Genomic DNA, 20,429 nt, shown 5'->3' with positions numbered 1-20,429 from the left:
TCTGCTCCCGTCAGCCCGCGAACCAGCGCACCGGGCGCGGGGCGAGGTTCTGGTAGATGTGCTTGGACTCGCGGTACTCGGCGAGACCCGTCGGACCCAGCTCCCGGCCGATGCCGGACTTGCCGAAGCCACCCCACTCGGCCTGTGGCAGGTAGGGGTGGAAGTCGTTGATCCAGACGGTGCCGTGGCGCAGCCGGGCGGCGACCCGGCGGCCGCGGCCCGTGTCCGCGGTCCACACGCCGCCGGCCAGCCCGTACTCCGTGTCGTTGGCGAGAGCCACGGCCTCGTCCTCGGTGCGGAACGTCTCGACGGTCAGGACCGGTCCGAACACCTCCTCGCGCACCACGCGCATGGAGCGGTCGCAGTGGTCCAGCACGGTGGGCCGGTAGAAGTATCCGGGCCCTTCGGGGCGCTCGCCGCCCGCCCGCAGCACCGCACCCTCCTTCAGCGCGGAGGCGACGAACTCCTCGGTCCTGGAGAGCTGTTGAGCGGATACGAGCGGACCGCACTCGACACCGTCGTCGGTGCCGCGGCCGATACGGATCAGCTCGGCGCGCCGGGCGAGTTCGGCGACGAACCGCTCGCGCACCGACTCCTCGACGATCAGCCGTGATCCGGCGGAGCAGACCTGACCGCTGTGGATGAAGGCGGCGTTGAGCGCCTGGTCGACAGCGGTGTCGAAACCCTCCTCGGTGGCGCAGGCGTCCGCGAACACCACGTTGGGGTTCTTGCCGCCGAGTTCGAGCGCGACCTTCTTGACCGAGTCGGCGGCGGCCCGCATCACCTTCGTCCCGCTGGTGAGCCCGCCGGTGAAGGAGACCAGGTCGACATCCGGGTGGTCCGCGAGCCGGGCGCCGACGGTGGCGCCGGGGCCCGTGACGATGTTGGCCACACCGGCCGGCAGTCCGGCCTCGGTGAGCAGTTCGATGAGCGCGACGGTGGTCAGCGGGGTGATCTCACTCGGCTTGATCACAAAGGTGTTGCCGGCGGCGAGAGCCGGAGCGATCTTCCAACTGGCCTGGAGCAGCGGATAGTTCCACGGGGTGATGAGCCCGCAGACGCCGACGGGCTCATGCACCACGACGCTGTGGATCTCCTCGGACCCCGCATCGACGACCCGGCCGCCGCTCTCGTTCATGACGAGGTCGGCGAAGTAGCGGAAGGCGTCGCGCACGCAGTCCACGTCGACCCGGCCCTCTTCGAGCGTCTTTCCGGCGTCACGGCACTCCAGCGCGCCGATCCGTTCCCGGTCGCGCTCCAGGAGGCCGGCCACGCGCCTGAGCAGTGCGGCGCGCTCCGCGACGGGCGTGTGCGGCCAGGGCCCCGCGTCGAAGGCGGTCCTGGCCGCCGCGACGGCGGCGTCCGCGTCCACGGTGCCGCCCTCGGCGACGACGGCGAACGCGGTCGCGTCGACGGGATCGAGGATCTCGCGCGTGGCGCCGGATGCGGCGGCTCGCCACTCTCCCGCTGCATGGATCGTGTGTTGTGCCGACACGTCGTGTGCTGCCCTTTCGGTGGCCATTCGTCTGACGCCGGTGAAACCCGGCGGTCTGGCCCTCTTCCCCGGAAGGCCGAAGCCATGCGTGGCGAGCGTCGCGAAGTGACCCGGCTCACGGGATCCGCACGTCAGGGCGGGGAGCGCCCGGCGGAGAGGGGTCCGCGACCGGCGTCCCGGAACCCCCTGCGGCGCGGCACGGAACAGCCGCCGGACGGCCCACCCGGCGTGGCCGCTCCAGCGCCCATTTACGCCGCTTGGGTCAAATAACTGAATATTCCATATATGGCACTATTTGGGTAACGCGGGGATTGCTCCGCCGAGCCGCGGGGATGACCGTCCATGACCCCGGCGGACACGCGCGGAGTCTCCGGGCCCCGGCCGGGATCCGACCGTAAGGAGTGGAAGCAGCCATGGCGGACCAGCAGTACGAGGTGCCGGACAACACCGCGGTGCGAGTCGCACTCTGGCGGGCGATGCACGTCCAGGTCGACGCGGAGCCACACGTCTTCGAGGACGAGATCGGCCTGCGGCTGGTGGCGCCCGACGACGAGTGGCGCGGCCGCCCGGACATGGACCCGCGTGGAACCAGCGGGTTCCGGGCCTCCATCGTGGCCCGCGCCCGCTTCATCGAGGACCTGGTCGCCGAGCAGATGGACCGCGGCATCGACCAGTACGTCATCCTGGGGGCCGGGCTGGACACCTTCGCCCAGCGCCGGCCGGAGACCGCCTCCCGGCTGCGGGTCTTCGAGATCGACCAGCCGGCCACCCAGGCCTGGAAGCGCCGGCGGCTGACCGAGCTCGGCTACGGGATCCCGGACCGGCTGCGCCTGGTACCGGTCGACTTCGAGGCGGGCGGGGACTGGTGGCAGGAGCTGGCGGACGCCGGCTTCGACACGAGCCGGCCGGCGCTCGTCGTCTGCGCCGGTGTCACGGTGTACCTCACCAAGGAGGCCACCGCGGCGACCCTGCGCCGGCTCGCCCGGCTGGCCCCCGGCTCGACGCTCGCCATGACGTTCATGCTGCCGGCCGAACTCGTCGATGACGCCGATCGCGCCGGGCTGGAGGCGACCAAGCCGCGGGCGCGGGCGTCCGGAACACCCTTCATCAGCTTCTACGCCCCGCACGAGATGCTCGAACTGGCCCGCACCGCCGGTTTCGAGGACGCCCGGCATGTGCCGGGAACCCGGCTCGCCGAACGCTACTTCGCCGGTCGGACCGACGGATTCCGCCCGTCGAGCGGAGAGGATCTGCTCGTCGCCACCATCTGAGGCCCGCACCGGCCGCGTTGCGGGGAACACCGGCCCCGGACTGGAGGGATCCACGAGTCCGCCGAACCCTCGTCGCGTTGTCGTGCACCGGGCGGAAAAGCAGATGCACGCGGTCCCCGGTGCTGTCACGATGCGCCGGTGAACCGAGAAGAGATGTCCAGAATCGCCCATACCCACCACCCGATCAAGTCCCCGCTCAACGACGACTCGGTTCGTCAACTGCTGGACCACGGCATCGTGCGCGGCGACGAGCGCGTACTCGACCTCGGCTGCGGTGGCGGGGAGTGGCTCCTGCGCGCGCTGTCCGCCCGGCCGGACCTGCGGGCCGAGGGCGTCGACATCTCAGAGGTCGCCCTGGCGGATGCCCGTACGGGTGCCGCCGGACTCGGGGTGGAGGACCGCCTGGTGCTCCACCACCGGCCGGCCGCCGACTTCGTCTCCCCGTACACGTTCGACCTGGTGCTGAGCTTCGGAGCCGCTCATGCCTTCGGTGGGCTGCTCCCCACCCTCGCGGCGGCCCGCGAGCACCTGGCTCCCGGAGGGCGCGTTCTGGTCGGTGACGGGTTCTGGGACCGTGAGCCCTCCCCGGAGGCCGTCGAGATGCTCGGGGACTTCGCCGACCTGGCGACGACCGTGGACCGGGTCGTGGCCGGCGGATGGACGCCTGTCCACGGTCACGTCAGCACCCGCCAGGAGCTGGACGACTACGAATGGGCCTGTTGGGGGACGCTGGCCGACTGGGCGCTGGACCACCCCGCCGACCCGGACGGCCCGGAGGCGCTCGCCCTGTCCGCCACCCGCCGCTCCGAATGGCTGCGCGGCTACCGCGACACCTGGGGCTTCGTCAGCCTGGTCCTGCGCCGGACCGCCGACTGAGCGGGGGAGCGCGCGGAATCGAGACCCGCCGCCCCGGCCGCCCGGAGGGAGCTTCCTGCCACCGGCCGTCCCCGCCCGGTGCTCACGCCTCCGGCGGCGGCCTGAGCGCCGCGTACGTTCCCGCTCCGGCAGCCAGCAGCAACACGCAGCCCGTGAAGACGAGTCCGGCCTCGCGCAGCCCGAGCCAGGTGGCCATGGCGCCGACCCCCACCACCGGTACCGAGATCCCGGTGTACGCGACGACGAAGAAGGCCGAAATGGTGCCGCCGCGATGCTCTGCCGGGGCCGCACCGCTGACCAGGGTGAGCGCCGCGCGAAAGGCGAGGCCCTGGCCGGTGCCGCCGCAGAGCGCTCCCAGGACCAGCAGGAGCAGGGATTCGGCGACCAGTGACGACGCCACCAGCAGCAGGCCGGCCATGAGGATGCCGCAGCCGGCCGGGAGCGCCCGGCGTGCGCCGATACGTTGCGTCAGGGACTGCCCGAATGTCGATGCCAGGAACACGGAGAACACCACGGCCCCGGTGACGGCCACGTTGTGCACGTCCAGCGTCTGCGAGGCGAAGCTCGGCGCGACCGCCGTGAACAGCCCGAGCAGCGCGAAGCCGGCGAACGCCGCCAGCGAGGCGGGCACGAACACACTCCGTACCCCGGGCGGCACCGTCACCCCCTGGGGCGTCGGACGCGGCCACCGCCTCGGCTCCGCCACGGTCTCCGGCAGGAACCAGGTGATCCCGGACGCCACGGCCACCAGACCCAGATGGACCCAGAACGGCAGCGTCAACGGCCAGGGCGTGTACTGCGCGAGGAGCCCGGACAGCAACGGTCCGCAGCCCAGACCCCCCATGTTCGCGGCCGTGGCGGCGAACCCGGCCCGCGCCTTCTGAGCGGGCCCGGCCAGTTCGATGACCGCCGCTGTCGCCGCGCCGCTCAGCAGCCCTGCCGCGAAGCCGGACAGCAGCCGCCCCGCGAAGAGCAGCGGCAGACCGCCCTCCAGGAGGAAGCACCCGGCACTCGCGGCCGACAAGGCCATGGCGCACAGCAGTACGGGTCTGCGGCCGACCTTGTCCGAGTAATTGCCCGCCACGAGCAGCACGGTGATGACCGCGACGGCGTAGACGGCGAAGACGACGGTCACCATCAGCTCGGAGAAACCGATCTGTTTCTGATAGAGCCCGTACAGCGGCGTGGGCAGGGTCGTACCGGCCATCCCGATGGCGAACACCAGCGACGCAGCCAGATATCCCGGTCGCCGGTTACTACTCGCGTTCAGCGCATGCTCACGAACGATCACGTATGTCACCTTATGATCGGCTGCCCGGTGAGTCGGCGCGGCGGCGCGAGGACGCGCACGACTCGGCCATTCGACTCGGTCCGCGGGGGACGGGCCGCGGTGGGCCGGCCGTGGGCAAGGCGGGCCTCGAAGAGGCACGCGGGGGGTTCGGGCAGGGGCAACGACTCCCCGACTGGTACCGATCCCCGCTTGTCTGCGATTCCGGGAATCTTCTACCGATCGAGTGATTGACCAATCCGCCGGGCGGTCGGCACCGAACCAGCTGCGTGACGATCCCCCGGACCACCTCGATCCGTAACGTGCCGGCCGCGCCGAGCGGCCCGGCCGCCTGCTGCGCCGCGCTCACGGTCGCCGAGTCCGCATCCGCATCCGCTGTCGTGCGAGCGGTTGGCGCTCGGCCGTCCTAACCGGGCGCTGCCCGGCACCCGTCGCAGCCGGCAGCGACCGCTGCCCCCTCCCCGCATTCCATCAAGGAGAACACCATGAACGCCCTTCGCTACCGTCGTGCAGCCGTTGTCGTGGCCGCGGCCGCCGTGCTTCCGCTGGCGCTGACCGCGTGCTCGGACGACAGCTCCGACAAGGCGTCGGACAGCAAGTCCAGTGCGGCTGCCCCCGCTCCGGAGGCCCCGGACCCGGCGACGGCCGACTCCGCCTCGATGGACAAGCCGTTCGGTCCGGCCTGTGCGGGCGTCCCGAAGGAAGGCGCGGGCAGCTTCGACGGCATGTCCAAGGACCCGGTCGCCACGGCCGCCTCCAACAACCCGGACCTGTCCACCCTGGTCACCGCGGTCAAGAAGGCCGGACTGGTCGACACGCTCAACAATGCCGAGAACATCACCGTGTTCGCGCCCACCAACGATGCCTTCGCGAAGATCCCGAAGGCCGACCTGGACAAGGTCCTGAGCGACAAGGCGACTCTCACCAAGATCCTTACCTACCACGTCGTGGGCCAGAAGCTCACTCCGAAGCAGCTGGAGAACGGCAGCTTCGACACGCTGGAGAAGTCCAAGCTCACCACCGCCGGGTCCGGTGAGTCCTACAAGGTCAACGACAGCGCCAACGTGGTGTGCGGCAACGTGCCCACGGCCAACGCCACGGTCTACATCATCGACACGGTCCTGATGCCCAAGTAGCCGCGGTCGAAGCCAGACAGCCGCCCCGCTGCGAACCCGGCCGGAATCAGCCCCCCGGTCCGGGCCCGCAGCGGGGCTTTCCCATGAGGCATCGACCCTTTGTCCAGTGATTCTTGAGTGATTCGTAACCGAGCAGGCCGGCCTCGCGCTGGTCACGGGGAACCGTGGACGCACCCTTCCGCTGCCACCGGGCGTTGATCAACCAGGCGCCCGGCCGGACCGGCGCCGCCCGCACGGACCTCCGTCGGGCCCTGGACCCCGATCCCCACTTCCATCCGGTGGACGCCTCCCGGGCGCGCACCGCGCTCAGCAGAATCGAAACCGTCCGATGAACCGAAAGCCCTCGCGCGTCCTCGCCTCGCTGACCCTCACGGGAACGCCGGCTCTGCTCCTGGCAGGCCTCGCCACCACGGCGCACGCACACCCCCTGGGCAACTTCACGGTCAATCACCACACCGGGCTGACCTTCCGGAACGACGCCGTCGACGCGCTGATCGTGGTGGACCGTGCGGAGATCGCCACCGCACAGGAACGCCCACGCATCGACCGGGACCACAACGGCGCCATCGACGCGGCCGAGGCGCGGTCCTTCGCCGCCGGCGACTGCGCCGTGCTCACCCGGCAGTTGCGGCTCGACATCGCGGGCACACCGGTGCGCTGGAAGACCACCAGCGGCACTGTCACGTTCCAGCCGGGCGAAGCCGGTCTGGAGACCAGCAGGCTCAGCTGCACCCTCAGCGCCCGTGCGGACCTGGACGCGGCGGCGGACATCGACGTGCGCACGGAGTACGACGAACGGCGCGTCGGCTGGCAGGAGATGACCGCACGCGGACGGGGCGTCACGCTCACCCGTTCGACGCTGCCCACCACCTCGCCCACCGACGAACTCCGCCACTATCCCAAGGACCCGCTGGCCACACCCCTGGACCAGCGGTCGGCCCGGCTGCGCGCCGAACCCGGCGAGGGCCGCACCGCCGCCGCGGCGCGCACGGTCCTGCCGGGAGCGGGCCCGGTCACCGCGGCGCTGGACAAGGTGTCCGGAGTCTTCGACGGACTCGTGGGGCGACGCGAACTGACCGTCCCCGCAGGACTCCTGGCCCTGCTGCTCTCCCTCGTGCTCGGCGCCTCGCACGCCGCCCTGCCCGGCCACGGAAAGACGATCATGGCCGCGTATCTGGCGGGCCGCCGAGGTACTCCGCGGGACGCCGTCACCGTCGGCGTCACCGTGACCTTCACCCACACCGCAGGGGTGCTGGCCCTCGGCCTCGCCCTGCCGCTCGCGACCTCGCTGGCGGGGGAGACGGTCCTGACCTGGCTCGGCCTCATCAGCGGGCTGATGGTCACCGGGATCGGTGTGTGGCTCCTGCGCGGCGCACTGACGAAACGCCCGGCCCGCGGCCACGGGCATCACCGCGGCCACGGGCATCACCACGGCCACAGCCACGGTGACGACTCGGCGTCCGATCCGGAGAGCCACGAGCAGGTCCACGAGCACGAGCAGGACCACGAGCAGGACCACGAGAACATGCAGGTCCACGAGCACGGCCACGCTTCGCAGCCGGCGCTCCCGGCCGGCCGGCCCGCTCCGGCACGGTTCGTGCCGAGGCGGCGCCGGCCGCAACCGCTCGCGGCCGAGCAGAGCGGCACGGTCCTCGCCCCGGCCAGGGACCGTACTCACAGCCACGCTTCCCCTCCGGACCCGGCCGACGGCCCTCGCCGGACCCGAACGTCACGCACCGGCCTGATCGGGATGGGGATCGCGGGAGGCCTCGTTCCCAGCCCTTCCGCCCTGGTGGTCCTGCTCGGTGCCGTCGCCCTCGGGCGTACCGCCTTCGGCGTGCTGCTCGTTGTCGGCTACGGCCTGGGAATGGCCGTGACGCTCACCCTCGCGGGCCTGCTGCTGGTGCGGCTGAGGGACAGGTTCGAGGCGCGTGCGGACAAGTACGCCCGTCTGCGCGCCCCGTTCGCCCGGCTCGCGGGGATCGGTCCGGCCGCGTCTGCCGCGCTCGTGCTGGCCGTCGGCGCGCTCCTGACCTTGAGGGCGGCGGCGGGCCCCTGGTAGGTCAGCCGAGCGTGGTCCCCCGGAACCGGCCTCCATGTCACGGGCGGGCCGGCTGGAGCCCCGCGTACACCCCGCCCCTGTCCAGCAGTTCGCCGTGTGTCCCAACCTCGGCGATCCGGCCGCCCTCCATCGCCACGATGCGGTCGGCGCCCTGGATCGTGGAGAGGCGGTGGGCGACGACGAAGACGGTCCGGCCGTGCACCAGACGGGAGAGGGCCTCCTGCACCAGGGACTCCGAGCGGTTGTCGAGTGCGGAGGTCGCCTCGTCCAGTACCAGCACCCGCGGGTCGCGGATCAGCGCCCTGGCGATCGCGAGCCGCTGCCGCTGCCCGCCCGAGAGCCGTGCGCCCCGCTGGCCGACGACCGTGTCCAGGCCGAGCGGCAGATCCCGTACGAAATCCAGCGCATTGGCGTCCTCCAGCGCGCGCATCAGCGTGGCCTCGTCCGTATCGCCCATTCCGTACGTCACGTTTTCGCGGATGCTGCCCTCGAACAGGATCGACTCCTGCGGCACCACCGACAGGAACCGCCGGTAGCTGCGCAGGTCGAGCCCGGCCATATCGGTGCCGTCGAGCATGATGCGGCCGGTGGTGGGCCTGATGAAGCCGATGAGCAGGTTGAGGACGGTCGACTTGCCCGCGCCGGAGGCGCCGACCAGCGCGATCGTCTCGCCCGGCCGCGCGGAGAGGGAGAACCCGTCGACCGCGGGGTCCGCGTCGGCGTAGGTGAATCCGACGTCCTCGAAGTCGATGCGGCCGGTGACCTGCTCCACCTGGGCCTTGCCCGCGTTGCGCTCCAGGTCCGGGGCCTGGAGCACCTCGCCCGCCGAACGCACCGACTCCAGGCCCTTGGTGAGTACGGGGGCCAGGCCGAGCAGCGTGGTCACGGAGCCGGTCAGTACGGTGAAGAAGGAGCTGAGCATCACCACGTCGCCGGGGGTGACCGGCATCCAGCCGTGATAGGCGACCAGGGCCGAACCCGTCAGACACAGCACGCCGAGCGTGTTGAGGATGACCCAGGCCAGTGCTCCGAACCGGCCGTTGACCGTGTCCAGGCGCAGTCCGGCCGCGAACACCTGGCGCAGCGAACCGTCGACCCGGCCCAGCGCGGTCCGCTCCAGGCCGTGGGCGCGGGTGATGGGGATGAGCGTGGTCATCTCGCCCACCCGGGAGGAGAGTTGCTCGACCTCGCGGCGGAAGGACTCGTTGTGGCTGCGCAGCCGCGCGCGCAGCTTCATCACCAGGAACCCGGCCGCGGGCACCACGATGAGGAAGACGGGCAGGAACGCGGGCACGCGCACGCCGATGACGACAAGGCCGCCGACCAGGGTCACCACGGCGCCGAGGCCCATGTCCGCGCTCTGCTGCATCATCTGTTCCACCGACTCCACGTCGCGGACCACCTTGGCCTGTAGGACGCTTGAACTGACCCGGGCGTGGTAGCCGATGGACAGCTGCTGCATCCGGCGGCACAGCGCGGAGCGCAGGGTCGTGCCCATCCGGCGGATGCTGCCGCCGAGAAGCCGTACGTACCACTGGTGGAGCGGATAGTTGATGGCGAGGATGAACAGCAGGACGCCGGTGGACTGCCACAGTCCGGACTCCGGGCCGTGCTGGACGACCACGTCGAGGACGGTCGCGGTGATCAGCGGAAGCAGCCAGATCGGGCTGTGCTTCACGACGAAGATGAGGGCCGCGAGCACCAGCCGGCCGCGGTCGGGGCGGAACAGATGACCGAGGGTGCGTAGCGGGTTCTCACCGCGGTAACGGTGGTCCAGGTGGTCGAAGGACGCCAAGGGTGCCAAGGATTCGGCAGAGACAGGTGAGAGCGCTTTCTGCATGGAGTTCATCCCACCGCGCTTCCGCCGTGCGCGGCAACCCCCGTCCCACGGACGGGACGGGGGAGTTCCGGCGGCAGGCGGACCTGCCGGGCATCGGCCCCGGCGGGAGCCGCGGGACTCACGGGACGCGGAGTTCGCGCGGCGACGGTTCGGGTTCGGGGGCCGTGGCCGGGGCGGGGGCTTCGCGGTCGGCCCGGCCCCACGAGGCGATCGCGCTGGTGATCAGGCCGGCGACCAGCCCCCAGAACGCGGATCCGATCCCCAGAAGCGTCACACCGGAGGCCGTGGCGAGGAAGGTCACGACAGCCGCCTCCCGTGACGACTTGTCGGCCAGGGCCGTGGACAGGGACGACTCGATGGTGGCGAGCAGGCCGATTCCGGCGATCGCCAGGACCAGTGCGTGCGGCATCGCGGTCAGGAGCGAGGCGACGGTCGCGCCGAGCAGGCCCACGCAGAGGTAGAAGACGCCCGCCCAGACAGCCGCCAGATAGCGCCTGTCGCGGTCGGGGTGCGCCTCCTCACCCGTGCAGATGGCGGCTGTGATGGCGGCGAGGTTGAGGCCGAACGCGCCGAACGGTGCCAGTACGACGTTGGCCGCCCCGGTCCATGTCATCAGCGGGGACACCGGTACGTCGTAGCCGGCGCCGCGGATCACGGCCACCCCGGGCAGGTTCTGGGATGCCATCGTGACCACGAACAGCGGGGCGCCGACGCTGACCAGGACCTTCCAGTCGAACTCCGGGGTGACGAACACCGGGGTGGCCAGGGCGAACTGGACCTTCCCCAGCTGCCACCCGCCGGTGAACGCCGTGGCCACCACGCCGGCGCCGAGCGCCAGCAGCACCGCGTAACGGGGGAGGAGGCGCCGGCCCAGCAGGTAGAGCACGAACATCGGGAAGGCGACCGCGAAGCTGCCGTGCATCGTGCTGAACAGGCCCGTACCGAACCGCAGCAGCACCCCCGCCAGCAGGGCCGCCGCCAGCGGTACCGGGATCCGGCTCATGATGCGGCTGAACCACCCCGTCACCCCGCTGAGGAGGATGAGCAGCGCGGAGAAGACGAACGCGCCGACCGCCTGGGCCATGGACACCCCACTCAGGCCGGTCGTGAGGAGCGCCGCTCCGGGCGTCGACCACGCGGTGACGACAGGGGCGCGGTAGCGCAGCGACAGCCCGATACAGGTGCAGGCCAGACCGACGCCGAGCGCGAGCATCCAGGAGGAGATCTCGCGCGAGTCGGCTCCCGCCGCCTTCGCCGCCGTGAACACCAGAGCCGCCGAGCTGGTGACCCCGACCATGACGGCGATCAGGCCTGCGGCCACGGCCGAGGGAGGTGCGGCCGAGCGTATGCGGGTGATCGCGAACATGAGTGAGCCACTTCCCCTGTGCGGTGCGGGACGCCGTTGACCAGCAGAGGGCCGGCGCGCCGCAGGCATGTTCCGTATACGGAACGTTCTGTTTATGGAACACTAAAGAGGCGGGCTGACACTCGTCAACCGGGAATGCGGAGTGGGTGGACGCCGATGGGACTGAACGAGGACCTGGGGCGCAGGCTGCGGGCGTTGCGGGCCGAACAGAACCTGTCCCTTTCGGAGTTGTCCCGGCGTTCCCGGGTGGGAAAGGGCACGCTCTCCGAGCTGGAGAGCGGCCTGCGCAACCCCACGCTGGAGACCCTGTACGCACTCGCCACCGCGCTCGGGCAGCCGCTCAGCGCGGTGATCAGCGATCCGGCGCCGAAAGGCGGCCCGGGTTCCCACGCGTCCCTTCCCGGTGTCTCGGGCACCGCCGTCACCGCGACTCTGCTGGAGCGGCACGAGGACGCGGCAGCGGTCACCGATGTGTTCCGCGTGATCATCCGTGCGGGCGCCACCCAGGAGTCCGCGGCGCACGTCCCGGGCACGGGAGAGAGCCTGATGGTGCTGACGGGCACTGCGGTCGTCGGACCGCCGCACGACACCCGGACGGTCGGCCCCGGTGACTCCGTGCAGTGGCGGGCCGACGTGCCCCACGTCTACAGCGCACCGGACGCCGACGTGCACGGCATCCTCTTCGTGCGCTACCCGACGGCCGCCCGGCGCGGGACAGGCTCCGGGCCGCGACGGGCCCGCCCGGAGAGCGGACCCGCCGGACAGGTCTGACCGGGCGAGCGGGAGGGCTCACCGGGCGCCGGGCGCCGAACCGATGACCACCGTGCGCGCCCACGCGGGCGGGGTGTCCGGCACGTAGTCGGGACGGTCCTCGCTCCACGACCCGCGTGAGTGCTGCCGCGGGAACAACCCCACCACCGTCCGGCACGCCGGTCGCGCCGCGGGCCAGGGCGTCTGCCCGTCCGTGAGGACCACGACGACGTCCGGACGGGGCCGCGCCCGCAGCGCCCTGGCGAAACCCGAACGCAGATCCGTACCCCCACCTCCCACCAGGGAGATTCCCTCGGCACGGCACAGCGGGTGCACGACCCCGGCAGCCGCGTCGCAAGACAGGACGCTGACCAGGTCACGGCGGCCGCCCACGGCGCGGGAGATCGAGGCGACCTCAAGGAGCGCGCTGCCCAGTTCGGCGTCACTGACCGAACCGGAGGTGTCGATGATCACGGAGACCCGGGGCGGCCGGCGGCGGAGGCTCGGCAGAACGGCGCCGGGCACCCCGGCCGAGCGCCGGGACGGGCGGCCGTAGCTGTAGTCCTGGCCGGCACCGGAGCCCGAGGCCGCCGAGCGTACGGCCGCCCCCAGCAGATCCCGCCACGCCTGCGGCGGGTGGAACGCCTCCTGTGCCCACCGCTGCCAGCCCTTCGGGGCGTCCCCCGGGCGGCCCGTGATGCCCTGGGCCACCCGGAACCGGACCGCGTCCCGTTCCTGCGCGCTGAGGCCGTGCGCGCCGTCCGGTCCCAGGTCCCACTCCCTTTCCAGCCCGTCGGCCCCACTGCCGCAGTCCAGCCATGCGAGGTCCTGAGTGTGCGGCCCGAGCCGGAACTGCCGCAGGTAGTCCTCCATGAGCTCCCCCTCGGGGAGTCCCAGGGCCCTCGGGTCGACGGCGCCCTCCGGCCGGGCCAGCCCCTCCCCGAACACGTCGTCGTTGATCTCGCAGTCCGCGGCGATGTTCATCCGCAGCCGCTCCCCGGGGCCGGTCAGCCCCCGCTCCCGCGCGACCCGGTCGCCGCGCCCGTGATGGTCGCGCAGCAGATGCGAGATCTCGTGCACCCACACCCCGGCCAGCTCCTCCACCGGGGTCGCCGCCACGAATGCCGGGGAGACGTAGCACCGCCAGTGCCGGTCGACGGCCATCGTCGGCACCCGCCGCGACTCGACGGTGTGCAGCGCGAACAGTGCCGTCGCCAAGTAGGGGCGGACCCGGGCCGCGTGCAGCCGGGCGGCGAAGAGCTTGTCGAGGTCCAGTGGTTCCGGCGCGGTCCGCGTTCCGGGTGCTCCCGGTGTCCTGGGCGTCATCGGCGGGCCTGCGCGGCGGCCGCCGTCCGGATCGCCGCCCGGTCCGCCCGCCGGGACAGCGACACGACCCCGGCCAGCTGCTCGATCGACGCGGGAACGTCCCATTCCTCCTGGCGCAGCGAGGCGAGTGTGGTCGCGGGGACGACCACCAGATCCGGGGCCCCGTTCTCCAGCGCCCGGACCAGGAGCGCCCACGCCGCGTCCCAGCGGGACTTGTCCGGACGGTTGCGGACCGCCGCCACCACACCGTCGAGCACGGCCTGACGCAGATCTCCCCGCTCCGGCAGGGCCGCATGTGCCGGGTCGGCGAGCAGGGTCTCGGGATCGGGGAGGTCCATCCGGTCCAGACTCGCCAGCAGCTCCAGCCCCGGACCGTCCCCCACCGTGCCTCTGACCAGTGCGGAGAGCACATCCCTGGAGGAACCGGCCGCGGTCGCGAAGGCGATCAGTGACAGTGTCATGTCCCAGGTCCGGGGCGACGGCCAAGGGCCGCCCCGGCGAGCCTCGTTGCTGGGCAGCCGGTGGACGAGCGCGGGGCGCGCGGACAGCAGCCCGCACACCGCACGGCGGGCGAAGTCCACCGCCTCCGGCAGCCTCTCCGGGGCGAGCCGCGGCAGCGTCGCGCGGGGCCAGGTCCCACCGAGGCCGCGTACCACGACCTCGTGATCGTGCGTCCACTGAAGATGGACGAACCGGTTGGCCAGGGGAGGGCTCAGTTCCCAGCCGTCGGCGGCCGATGACCGCGGATTGGCGGCCGCCACGATCCGTACCTCGGGCGGCAGTCGCAGGGAGCCGATCCGCCGTTCGAGGACGAGACGGAGCAGGGCGGCCTGAACGGCCGGGGGAGCGGTGGACAGTTCGTCCAGGAACAGCAGCCCGCGGCCGGCCCGTACGAGCCGCACGGCCCAGTCCGGCGGGGCCATCGGAACACCCTGTTCCGCGGGATCGTCCCCGACGACGGGCAGCCCCGAGAAGTCGGACGGCTCGTGCACACTGGCGATGACGGTGGTCAGCGGCAGATCCAGGGCCGCGGCGAGCTGGGTCAGGGCAGCGGTCTTCCCGATTCCCGGCTCACCCCACAGGATCACCGGCAGGTCGGCTGCCACGGCCAGTGTCAACGCCTCCAGCTGTGTGTCGGGGCGGGGTTCGGTGCCGGTGTCGCGCAGCAGGGCCAGCAACTCACCGGCGACGTCGAGCTGGGGGATCTGGGCGGCGGCCGGGTCGGCGGCGGCCGCGGTCGTTGCGAACGGGGCGTATGCGGGCATGTCTGATCACCTATGGGGTTCGTGGTGGGGTGGGCGGACGCGGAGGGCAGGGCCCTCGGGTCAGCGGAAAGCCGCGAGGCGCGGGTGGGAGGCGTGGTCACGGGAGCGGAGACGATCCGGAGGGATCGGGCCGGGCTCGGGGCCGCCTCCGGTCAGGCCGGCCCTGAACAGTCCGTAGGCGACCCGCCGCTGCGCGGCCGCCTCCAGTTCGTCCCGCAGGGCGCCGTTGCGCAGCACCGCTTCGGGGCCGAGCAGGCCCTCGACGACGGCCAGCGCTCCGGCTGTGTCGCCGTGGACCAGCCGTTCCCGGACACCGTCGAGGCAGTGCGGATGACGGTGCGCCTCGTCGATGGCGCGCAGGCAGGGGAGCGGAGTACCGGTCAGGGCGACCAGCAGCTCCTCGCGGCGGATCTCGGCCGGGTCGTGGTCGAGCGGCGCCAGCACCCCGTCGACCAGCCCGATCCGGTGCTGGGCTCCCCGGCACTCGACGAGGCGCGGCCGTTCCGCCCGGTCCGTGTCCCGGCCCGGACCGGCCGGTGAAGGGTGCGGTGCCAGGGCCGAGGCGACCAGCGGGTGCAGCCGGCCGGCCTCGATCGCACCGGTGCGGAGCAGCTCCAGGTCGGGTGGCACCCAGGTCGCCGCGTCGGGCAGGACCGGCAGCGCGGCGGCGGCCCCGCCCGTGGGCGCCGCCGAGATCCGCAGCGCGGGCGGCCCGTGGCCGTCCCCGTCCACGACCGGTTCCAGGAGCAGCCGGTGCCGGGCCCCGCACCGCACGGTTACGGGACCGGTGGGCAGCCCCTCGGCACGGAGCAGTATCCCGGCCTCCTCCGCCCACCGGTCAACGGCGGAGCGGTGCAGTCGCGGCACGGGCACCGGCAGCCGCGGGTTCGGTGCGGGAGGGCCGTCGGCGGGCGGCCGGTCGGCCCCGGAGCGGCTCCGCAGCTCGTCGGCCCTGCGCGCGTCCCACAGGTGGCGGTGCAGGTCGAGGCGGAACCGCCGGTGGGGATGGGGGTGCGGGTGCCGGCGCGTACCGGCGTCGGAGAGGGATCCGTCCCACAGCGCGAGGCTGATCCGCTGACCGCCGTCCGCCCAGGCAGGCGGGGTCCGGACCACGAGCCGCACCGGGCGGGGGCTGTCACGGCCGCCGGCGTCGTACCGGGCCAGGGCGATGGTCAGCCCTGGGCGCAGCAAGCCGTCAGGAGCGATTCTCGGCAGGTGCCAGCGCAACAGGTCGGGCGCCAGATGTCGGAGATCGGCCCGGATCCGGGCCGCGAGGTCACGTCCGTGAGCGTGCGCCACGGAACGCAGATTCAGATCGGTGTCGATGCCCGCGGCGGCACATGCCCCTGCCCAGTCCCCGGTGGAACGGCGGGCGGTCGCGGTCTCGATCATGGAGGGCGGCACGGCGAACTCGCGCACGCGCAGCCAGTAGGAAAAACGGGAATCCCGGTTCGCGGTCTCAGTGAGCATCAGCACTCACCTTGCGCGGACGGGTCCCCCAATCTGTGAACAGAGTGAGTCATCATCGCGGTGATCATATCGCTGCCGGCACCGAACTGCCAGAGTTCTGGTCGAACTGCCGGGCTGCGGGGCTCAGTCGGGGAGCGAGAGCCCCATGGACACGCGCATCGCCGACGACAGCAGCCCGGCACGGACCCGGGTGGACCGGTACATCCGGTCCGACCGGAAGGAGATGCCGAGCGAACCGATCCGGTCACCGCTGTACACGGGCACGGCGACACATGTCGTACCGCGGGCGTACTCCTCCCGGTCCATGACGACCGGCGCTGCCGGTGCGGAGTCGAGCTGCCGCAGAAGCTCCCCCCGGTGCGTGATGGTGCGGGGCGTGAGATCGGTCAGCGAGTGCCGGGAGAAGTACTCGGCGCGCGCCTTCCCGTCCAGCTCACGCAGCACGCTCTTCCCGAGCGCCGTGGCGTGTCCGGCGTCCTGGAATCCGACCCAGAGGTCCACGCGTGGCGCCCGAGCGCTGTCGACGATCTCCATGACCCGGATCTCGCCCTCCTCGTACAGCGTCAGGTAGACCGCCGCCGAGAGATCGTTCCGCAAGGCCGTCAGGACGGGCCGGACGCGGTTCAGGAGCCCCGGCCCGTCGCGTCCGGGGACCAGGGAGGGGTGTGCGGTGGAGAGGGCGAACGCTCCGTCCAGCTCGGTCAGGTAACCGTCCCGCACGAGCGCCGTCAGCAGCTCCTGGACGGTGGCCAGGGGCAGCCCCGTCTCCCTGGCCAATTGCCGCAAGGGGACTTCCGCCGCGTGCGCCCCTGCCGCCTCCATCACTCGGAGAGCACGCTCGACGTACGCGGTGAGCTCGGGGCCGGCCTCGTCACCCATGCCCATAAGCATGGACCCGGTGCCGGAAGGCGGCAATACGTCCTGTGTACGGCCCTGACCTGGGGTGTCCGAAGCGATGAAGGGGGCTCGCGCGCTCCGGGACGGCTGACCGGAACGATCAGGAATGGAGAAGCGCGGTCAACGGGCCGCGGCTAGCGTGATTGCCAGGCACCGGGCGTCCGGACGCCGAGCGCCGGCCGCGACCGCCGATTCCGCGGCCTCGCCGCCGGCTCGGCGTTACCGTCCGCACCGGGCCGATATGACCCACGAACCACAGGAGCGACCATGACCAGCTCGACCACCCAGGGAATCAAGACCGTGCTGCACCCCGTGTCCGACCTGGCGGCGGCCAAGGCGGTGTACACGGCCCTGCTCGGTGTACAGCCGCAGGCCGACGAGTCCTACTACGTGGGTTTCGAGGCCGGGGGCCAGCACATCGGGCTGGTGCCGGCCGGGGGACAGCAGGGCATGACCTCACCCGTTGCTTACTGGCACGTGCCGGACATCGAGGCGAAGCTGGCCGAGGTCACCGCCGCGGGCGCCACCGTGAAGGATCCCGCGCACGATGTCGGCGGCGGACGCCTGGTGGCCACCGTCACCGACCCCGACGGCAACGTCCTCGGGCTGCTTCAGGACAGCTGAGACCCGACCCGAACCGACGGTCGGATGCCCACGGTGTTCATGACCGCGGGCGAACGCGTGACAGGGGGCCGCCGGGCGGGCCTGCGGCCGTCGCGCCACTCCGGACGGCACCGACGACCGGACGGGCAGGCGGACCGTTGCCACGGCCGCCCCGACGAAGTAGAACCGTGCGTACCGCCCTCGGCCGCTCGGATCGAGCCGGACGACGCCGACGGGGACCGCGATCACGGTCCCGGCCGGCAGAGACAGATGGAGAAAACGATAAACATGGCCACCAGGACGGACGCGCGGTCGCCCGCGCCGCACGCAGCCGACATCCACGACGTGATCCGCGTGCACGGCGCGCGCGTGAACAATCTCAAGGACGTCAGCATCGAGATCCCGAAGCGGCGGCTCACGGTCTTCACCGGTGTTTCCGGCTCGGGAAAGACCTCACTGGTGTTCAACACGATCGCCGCGGAGTCGCAGCGGCTGATCAACGAGACCTACAGCGCCTTCGTGCAGGGCTTCATGCCGACGCTGGCACGGCCCGAGGTCGACGTCCTGGACGGGCTGACCACCGCGATCATCGTCGACCAGCAGAAGCTGGGCGCCGATCCGCGCTCCACGGTCGGCACGGCGACCGACGCCAACGCGATGCTGCGGATCCTCTTCAGCCGGGTCGGGAAGCCGCACATCGGCCCGCCCAGCGCGTACGCCTTCAACGTCCCCTCGGTCCGGGCGAGCGGCGCCATCACCGTCGAACGGGGTGCGAAGAAGGCGGTGAAGGCCACCTTCAACCGCACGGGCGGCATGTGTACGCGCTGCGAGGGCCGGGGCAGCGTCTCCGACATCGACCTCACCCAGCTCTACGACGACTCCAAGTCGCTCGCGGAGGGTGCCTTCACCATCCCCGGCTGGAAGTCGGACAGCTTCTGGACCGTCCGGGTCTACGCCGAATCGGGGCTGCTCGACCCGGACAAGCCGATCCGCAAGTACACCAAGAAGGAGATGCAGGACTTCCTCTACCGGGAGCCGACCAAGGTCAAGGTCGAAGGTGTGAACCTCACCTACGAGGGCCTCATCCCCAAGATCCAGAAGTCGTTCCTGTCCAAGGACAAGGAAGCGCTGCAACCGCACATCCGGGCGTTCGTGGAGCGGGCGGTCACCTTCACCACCTGCCCCGAGTGCGAGGGCACCCGGCTCAGCGAGGGCGCCAGGTCCTCGAAGATCAAGCGGATCAACATCGCCGACGCCTGCGCGATGCAGACCAGCGATCTGGCCGCCTGGGTCCGGGGCCTCGACGAACCCTCGGTGGCACCGCTGCTCACCGCGCTGGGGCAGACCCTCGACTCGTTCGTGGAGATCGGACTCGGCTACCTCGCGCTCGACCGGCCGTCGGGAACGCTGTCGGGGGGCGAGGCGCAGCGCGTCAAGATGATCCGGCACCTCGGGTCCTCGCTCACCGACACCACCTATGTCTTCGACGAGCCCACCGCGGGCCTGCACCCCCACGACATCCAGCGGATGAACAACCTGCTGCTGCGCCTGCGGGACAAGGGCAACACGGTGCTCGTCGTGGAGCACAAGCCGGAGACGATCGCGATCGCCGACCACATCGTCGACCTGGGCCCCGGCGCCGGAACCGCGGGCGGAACCGTCTGCTTCGAGGGCACCGTCGAGGGGCTGCGGGCCGGGGACACCGTCACAGGCCGCCATTTCGACGACCGGGCGACCCTCAAGGACACCCTGCGCAAGCCCACCGGCGCGCTGGAGATCCGCGGCGCGAAGGCGAACAACCTGCGCGGCGTCGACGTCGACATCCCGCTCGGGGTCCTCGCCGTCGTCACCGGGGTCGCCGGTTCCGGCAAGAGCTCGCTGATCCACGGCTCGGTCTCGGGCCTGGACGGGGTGGTGTCGATCGATCAGGGCGCGATCCGCGGCTCGCGACGGAGCAACCCCGCGACGTACACCGGGCTGCTCGACCCGATCCGCAAGGCGTTCGCCAGGGCCAACGACGTGAAGCCGGCGCTGTTCAGCGCCAACTCCGAGGGCGCCTGCCCCGGTTGCAACGGCGCAGGCGTCATCTACAGCGACCTTGCGATGATGGCGGGTGTCTCCACCGTCTGCGAGGAGTGCGAGGGGAAGCGGTTCCAGGCCTCGGTGCTCGAATACCACCTCGGTGGCCGCGACATCAGCGAGGTGCTCGCGATGTCGGTGACCGAGGCCGAGGAGTTCTTCGGCGACGGCAAGGCCCACAATCCGGCCGCGCACCGCGTCCTGGGCAGGCTCGCCGATGTCGGGCTCGGCTACCTCAGCATCGGCCAGCCGCTGACCACCCTGTCCGGCGGTGAGCGGCAACGGCTCAAGCTGGCGACGCACATGGGCGAGAAGGGCGGCATCTACATCCTCGACGAACCGACCACCGGCCTCCACCTCGCTGACGTCGAGCAACTGCTCGGCCTGCTCGACCGGCTCGTGGACTCCGGCAAGTCGGTCATCGTGATCGAGCACCACCAGGCGGTCATGGCGCACGCCGACTGGATCGTCGACCTCGGCCCCGGCGCCGGCCACGACGGCGGCAGGCTCGTCTTCGAGGGCACGCCCGCCGACCTCGTCGCCGACCGCTCCACCCTCACCGGCGAGCACCTCGCGGCCTACGTCGGCGCCTGAGGGAGGCGTTGCCCGAGGTGCTGACCAGTACGTTGCGTTGAACGAGGCGCGACCGGGGCCTTGAACGAGGGGCCGACCGCGGCGTTGACCGGGGCCCTCGCCGGGGCCCCG

Annotated in this window: 15 protein-coding genes; 7 read left to right on the top strand and 8 right to left on the bottom strand. The window is 71.8% G+C overall.

Annotated features, from left to right (window positions below; all coding sequences use genetic code 11):
- Positions 1 to 10: 10 nt before the first annotated feature.
- Positions 11 to 1,522 (bottom strand): aldehyde dehydrogenase family protein, encoded by a 1,512-nt coding sequence (locus ACZ6S6_RS10315; RefSeq protein WP_469704765.1) that lies wholly within the window; start codon positions 1,520 to 1,522, stop codon positions 11 to 13.
- Between the two features lie 386 nt (positions 1,523 to 1,908).
- Between ACZ6S6_RS10315 and ACZ6S6_RS10310 the strand changes: the two genes are divergently transcribed.
- Positions 1,909 to 2,766, top strand: a complete 858-nt coding sequence (locus ACZ6S6_RS10310) for a class I SAM-dependent methyltransferase (protein WP_469704763.1) — start codon at positions 1,909 to 1,911, stop codon at positions 2,764 to 2,766.
- 138 nt (positions 2,767 to 2,904) lie between these two features.
- Complete coding sequence (locus tag ACZ6S6_RS10305; RefSeq protein ID WP_469704760.1) at positions 2,905 to 3,642, top strand: SAM-dependent methyltransferase; 738 nt, start codon at positions 2,905 to 2,907, stop codon at positions 3,640 to 3,642.
- A gap of 82 nt (positions 3,643 to 3,724) precedes the next feature.
- On the opposite strand, the gene ACZ6S6_RS10300 is transcribed toward ACZ6S6_RS10305, so the two are convergent.
- Complete coding sequence (locus ACZ6S6_RS10300) at positions 3,725 to 4,933, bottom strand: MFS transporter (RefSeq protein ID WP_469704758.1); 1,209 nt, start codon at positions 4,931 to 4,933, stop codon at positions 3,725 to 3,727.
- Positions 4,934 to 5,415: 482 nt separating this feature from the next.
- Here ACZ6S6_RS10300 and ACZ6S6_RS10295 point away from each other — a divergent pair, with 482 nt between their 5' ends.
- Both ACZ6S6_RS10295 and ACZ6S6_RS10290 read left to right on the top strand, forming a co-directional pair.
- On the top strand, positions 5,416 to 6,066 hold the full coding sequence (locus ACZ6S6_RS10295) for a fasciclin domain-containing protein (RefSeq protein WP_362963692.1): 651 nt from the start codon (positions 5,416 to 5,418) through the stop codon (positions 6,064 to 6,066).
- 328 nt (positions 6,067 to 6,394) lie between these two features.
- Positions 6,395 to 8,128 carry a nickel transporter gene (locus ACZ6S6_RS10290; protein ID WP_469704755.1) on the top strand — a complete coding sequence of 578 codons (1,734 nt, stop codon included), beginning with the start codon at positions 6,395 to 6,397 and terminating at the stop codon, positions 8,126 to 8,128.
- A gap of 37 nt (positions 8,129 to 8,165) precedes the next feature.
- On the opposite strand, the gene ACZ6S6_RS10285 is transcribed toward ACZ6S6_RS10290, so the two are convergent.
- The gene (locus ACZ6S6_RS10285; protein ID WP_469704753.1) at positions 8,166 to 9,968 is read right to left on the bottom strand and encodes an ABC transporter ATP-binding protein; all 1,803 of its coding nucleotides are present in this window, start codon (positions 9,966 to 9,968) and stop codon (positions 8,166 to 8,168) included.
- A 118-nt stretch (positions 9,969 to 10,086) separates the two neighbouring features.
- Positions 10,087 to 11,334 (bottom strand): benzoate/H(+) symporter BenE family transporter, encoded by a 1,248-nt coding sequence (locus ACZ6S6_RS10280; protein WP_469704751.1) that lies wholly within the window; start codon positions 11,332 to 11,334, stop codon positions 10,087 to 10,089.
- A gap of 156 nt (positions 11,335 to 11,490) precedes the next feature.
- On the opposite strand from ACZ6S6_RS10280, the gene ACZ6S6_RS10275 reads away from it, so the two are divergent.
- Positions 11,491 to 12,105 carry a helix-turn-helix domain-containing protein gene (locus ACZ6S6_RS10275; protein ID WP_469704749.1) on the top strand — a complete coding sequence of 205 codons (615 nt, stop codon included), beginning with the start codon at positions 11,491 to 11,493 and terminating at the stop codon, positions 12,103 to 12,105.
- An 18-nt stretch (positions 12,106 to 12,123) separates the two neighbouring features.
- Here the strand turns inward: ACZ6S6_RS10275 and ACZ6S6_RS10270 are convergent, their stop codons facing one another.
- The 4 genes from ACZ6S6_RS10270 to ACZ6S6_RS10255 all read right to left on the bottom strand — a co-directional run bounded on the left by ACZ6S6_RS10270 (position 12,124) and on the right by ACZ6S6_RS10255 (position 17,024).
- Positions 12,124 to 13,410 (bottom strand): vWA domain-containing protein, encoded by a 1,287-nt coding sequence (locus ACZ6S6_RS10270; protein WP_362963704.1) that lies wholly within the window; start codon positions 13,408 to 13,410, stop codon positions 12,124 to 12,126.
- Positions 13,407 to 14,675 (bottom strand): AAA family ATPase, encoded by a 1,269-nt coding sequence (locus ACZ6S6_RS10265; protein ID WP_469704747.1) that lies wholly within the window; start codon positions 14,673 to 14,675, stop codon positions 13,407 to 13,409. The genes ACZ6S6_RS10270 and ACZ6S6_RS10265 overlap by 4 nt, the downstream gene beginning before the upstream one ends.
- 60 nt (positions 14,676 to 14,735) lie before the next feature.
- Positions 14,736 to 16,145, bottom strand: a complete 1,410-nt coding sequence (locus ACZ6S6_RS10260; protein WP_362963708.1) for a hypothetical protein — start codon at positions 16,143 to 16,145, stop codon at positions 14,736 to 14,738.
- A 123-nt stretch (positions 16,146 to 16,268) separates the two neighbouring features.
- Entirely contained in the window at positions 16,269 to 17,024 is a 756-nt protein-coding gene (locus ACZ6S6_RS10255; protein WP_362963710.1) for an IclR family transcriptional regulator, read from the bottom strand.
- Positions 17,025 to 17,309: 285 nt separating this feature from the next.
- Here ACZ6S6_RS10255 and ACZ6S6_RS10250 point away from each other — a divergent pair, with 285 nt between their 5' ends.
- Positions 17,310 to 17,666, top strand: coding sequence for a VOC family protein (locus ACZ6S6_RS10250; protein ID WP_469704744.1), 357 nt, complete (start codon positions 17,310 to 17,312; stop codon positions 17,664 to 17,666).
- Between the two features lie 267 nt (positions 17,667 to 17,933).
- Entirely contained in the window at positions 17,934 to 20,318 is a 2,385-nt protein-coding gene (locus ACZ6S6_RS10245; RefSeq protein ID WP_469704742.1) for an ATP-binding cassette domain-containing protein, read from the top strand.
- Positions 20,319 to 20,429: the final 111 nt, after the last annotated feature.

The organism is Streptomyces sp. NPDC048671, assembly GCF_055587045.1.
The sequence above is the reverse complement of the archived record's forward strand: the minus strand, read 5'-3'. Positions and strand labels throughout refer to the sequence as shown.

What these genes read in the sequence shown, in the direction of transcription:
- ACZ6S6_RS10315 (WP_469704765.1), bottom strand. Translation starts at nt 1,522, where the DNA reads ATGGCCACCGAAAGGGCAGCACACGACGTGTCGGCACAACACACGATC.
- ACZ6S6_RS10310 (WP_469704763.1), top strand. Translation starts at nt 1,909, where the DNA reads ATGGCGGACCAGCAGTACGAGGTGCCGGACAACACCGCGGTGCGAGTC.
- ACZ6S6_RS10295 (WP_362963692.1), top strand. Translation starts at nt 5,416, where the DNA reads ATGAACGCCCTTCGCTACCGTCGTGCAGCCGTTGTCGTGGCCGCGGCC.
- ACZ6S6_RS10290 (WP_469704755.1), top strand. Translation starts at nt 6,395, where the DNA reads ATGAACCGAAAGCCCTCGCGCGTCCTCGCCTCGCTGACCCTCACGGGA.
- ACZ6S6_RS10285 (WP_469704753.1), bottom strand. Translation starts at nt 9,968, where the DNA reads ATGCAGAAAGCGCTCTCACCTGTCTCTGCCGAATCCTTGGCACCCTTG.
- ACZ6S6_RS10280 (WP_469704751.1), bottom strand. Translation starts at nt 11,334, where the DNA reads ATGTTCGCGATCACCCGCATACGCTCGGCCGCACCTCCCTCGGCCGTG.
- ACZ6S6_RS10275 (WP_469704749.1), top strand. Translation starts at nt 11,491, where the DNA reads ATGGGACTGAACGAGGACCTGGGGCGCAGGCTGCGGGCGTTGCGGGCC.
- ACZ6S6_RS10270 (WP_362963704.1), bottom strand. Translation starts at nt 13,410, where the DNA reads ATGACGCCCAGGACACCGGGAGCACCCGGAACGCGGACCGCGCCGGAA.
- ACZ6S6_RS10265 (WP_469704747.1), bottom strand. Translation starts at nt 14,675, where the DNA reads ATGCCCGCATACGCCCCGTTCGCAACGACCGCGGCCGCCGCCGACCCG.
- ACZ6S6_RS10260 (WP_362963708.1), bottom strand. Translation starts at nt 16,145, where the DNA reads ATGCTCACTGAGACCGCGAACCGGGATTCCCGTTTTTCCTACTGGCTG.
- ACZ6S6_RS10255 (WP_362963710.1), bottom strand. Translation starts at nt 17,024, where the DNA reads ATGGGTGACGAGGCCGGCCCCGAGCTCACCGCGTACGTCGAGCGTGCT.
- ACZ6S6_RS10250 (WP_469704744.1), top strand. Translation starts at nt 17,310, where the DNA reads ATGACCAGCTCGACCACCCAGGGAATCAAGACCGTGCTGCACCCCGTG.
- ACZ6S6_RS10245 (WP_469704742.1), top strand. Translation starts at nt 17,934, where the DNA reads ATGGCCACCAGGACGGACGCGCGGTCGCCCGCGCCGCACGCAGCCGAC.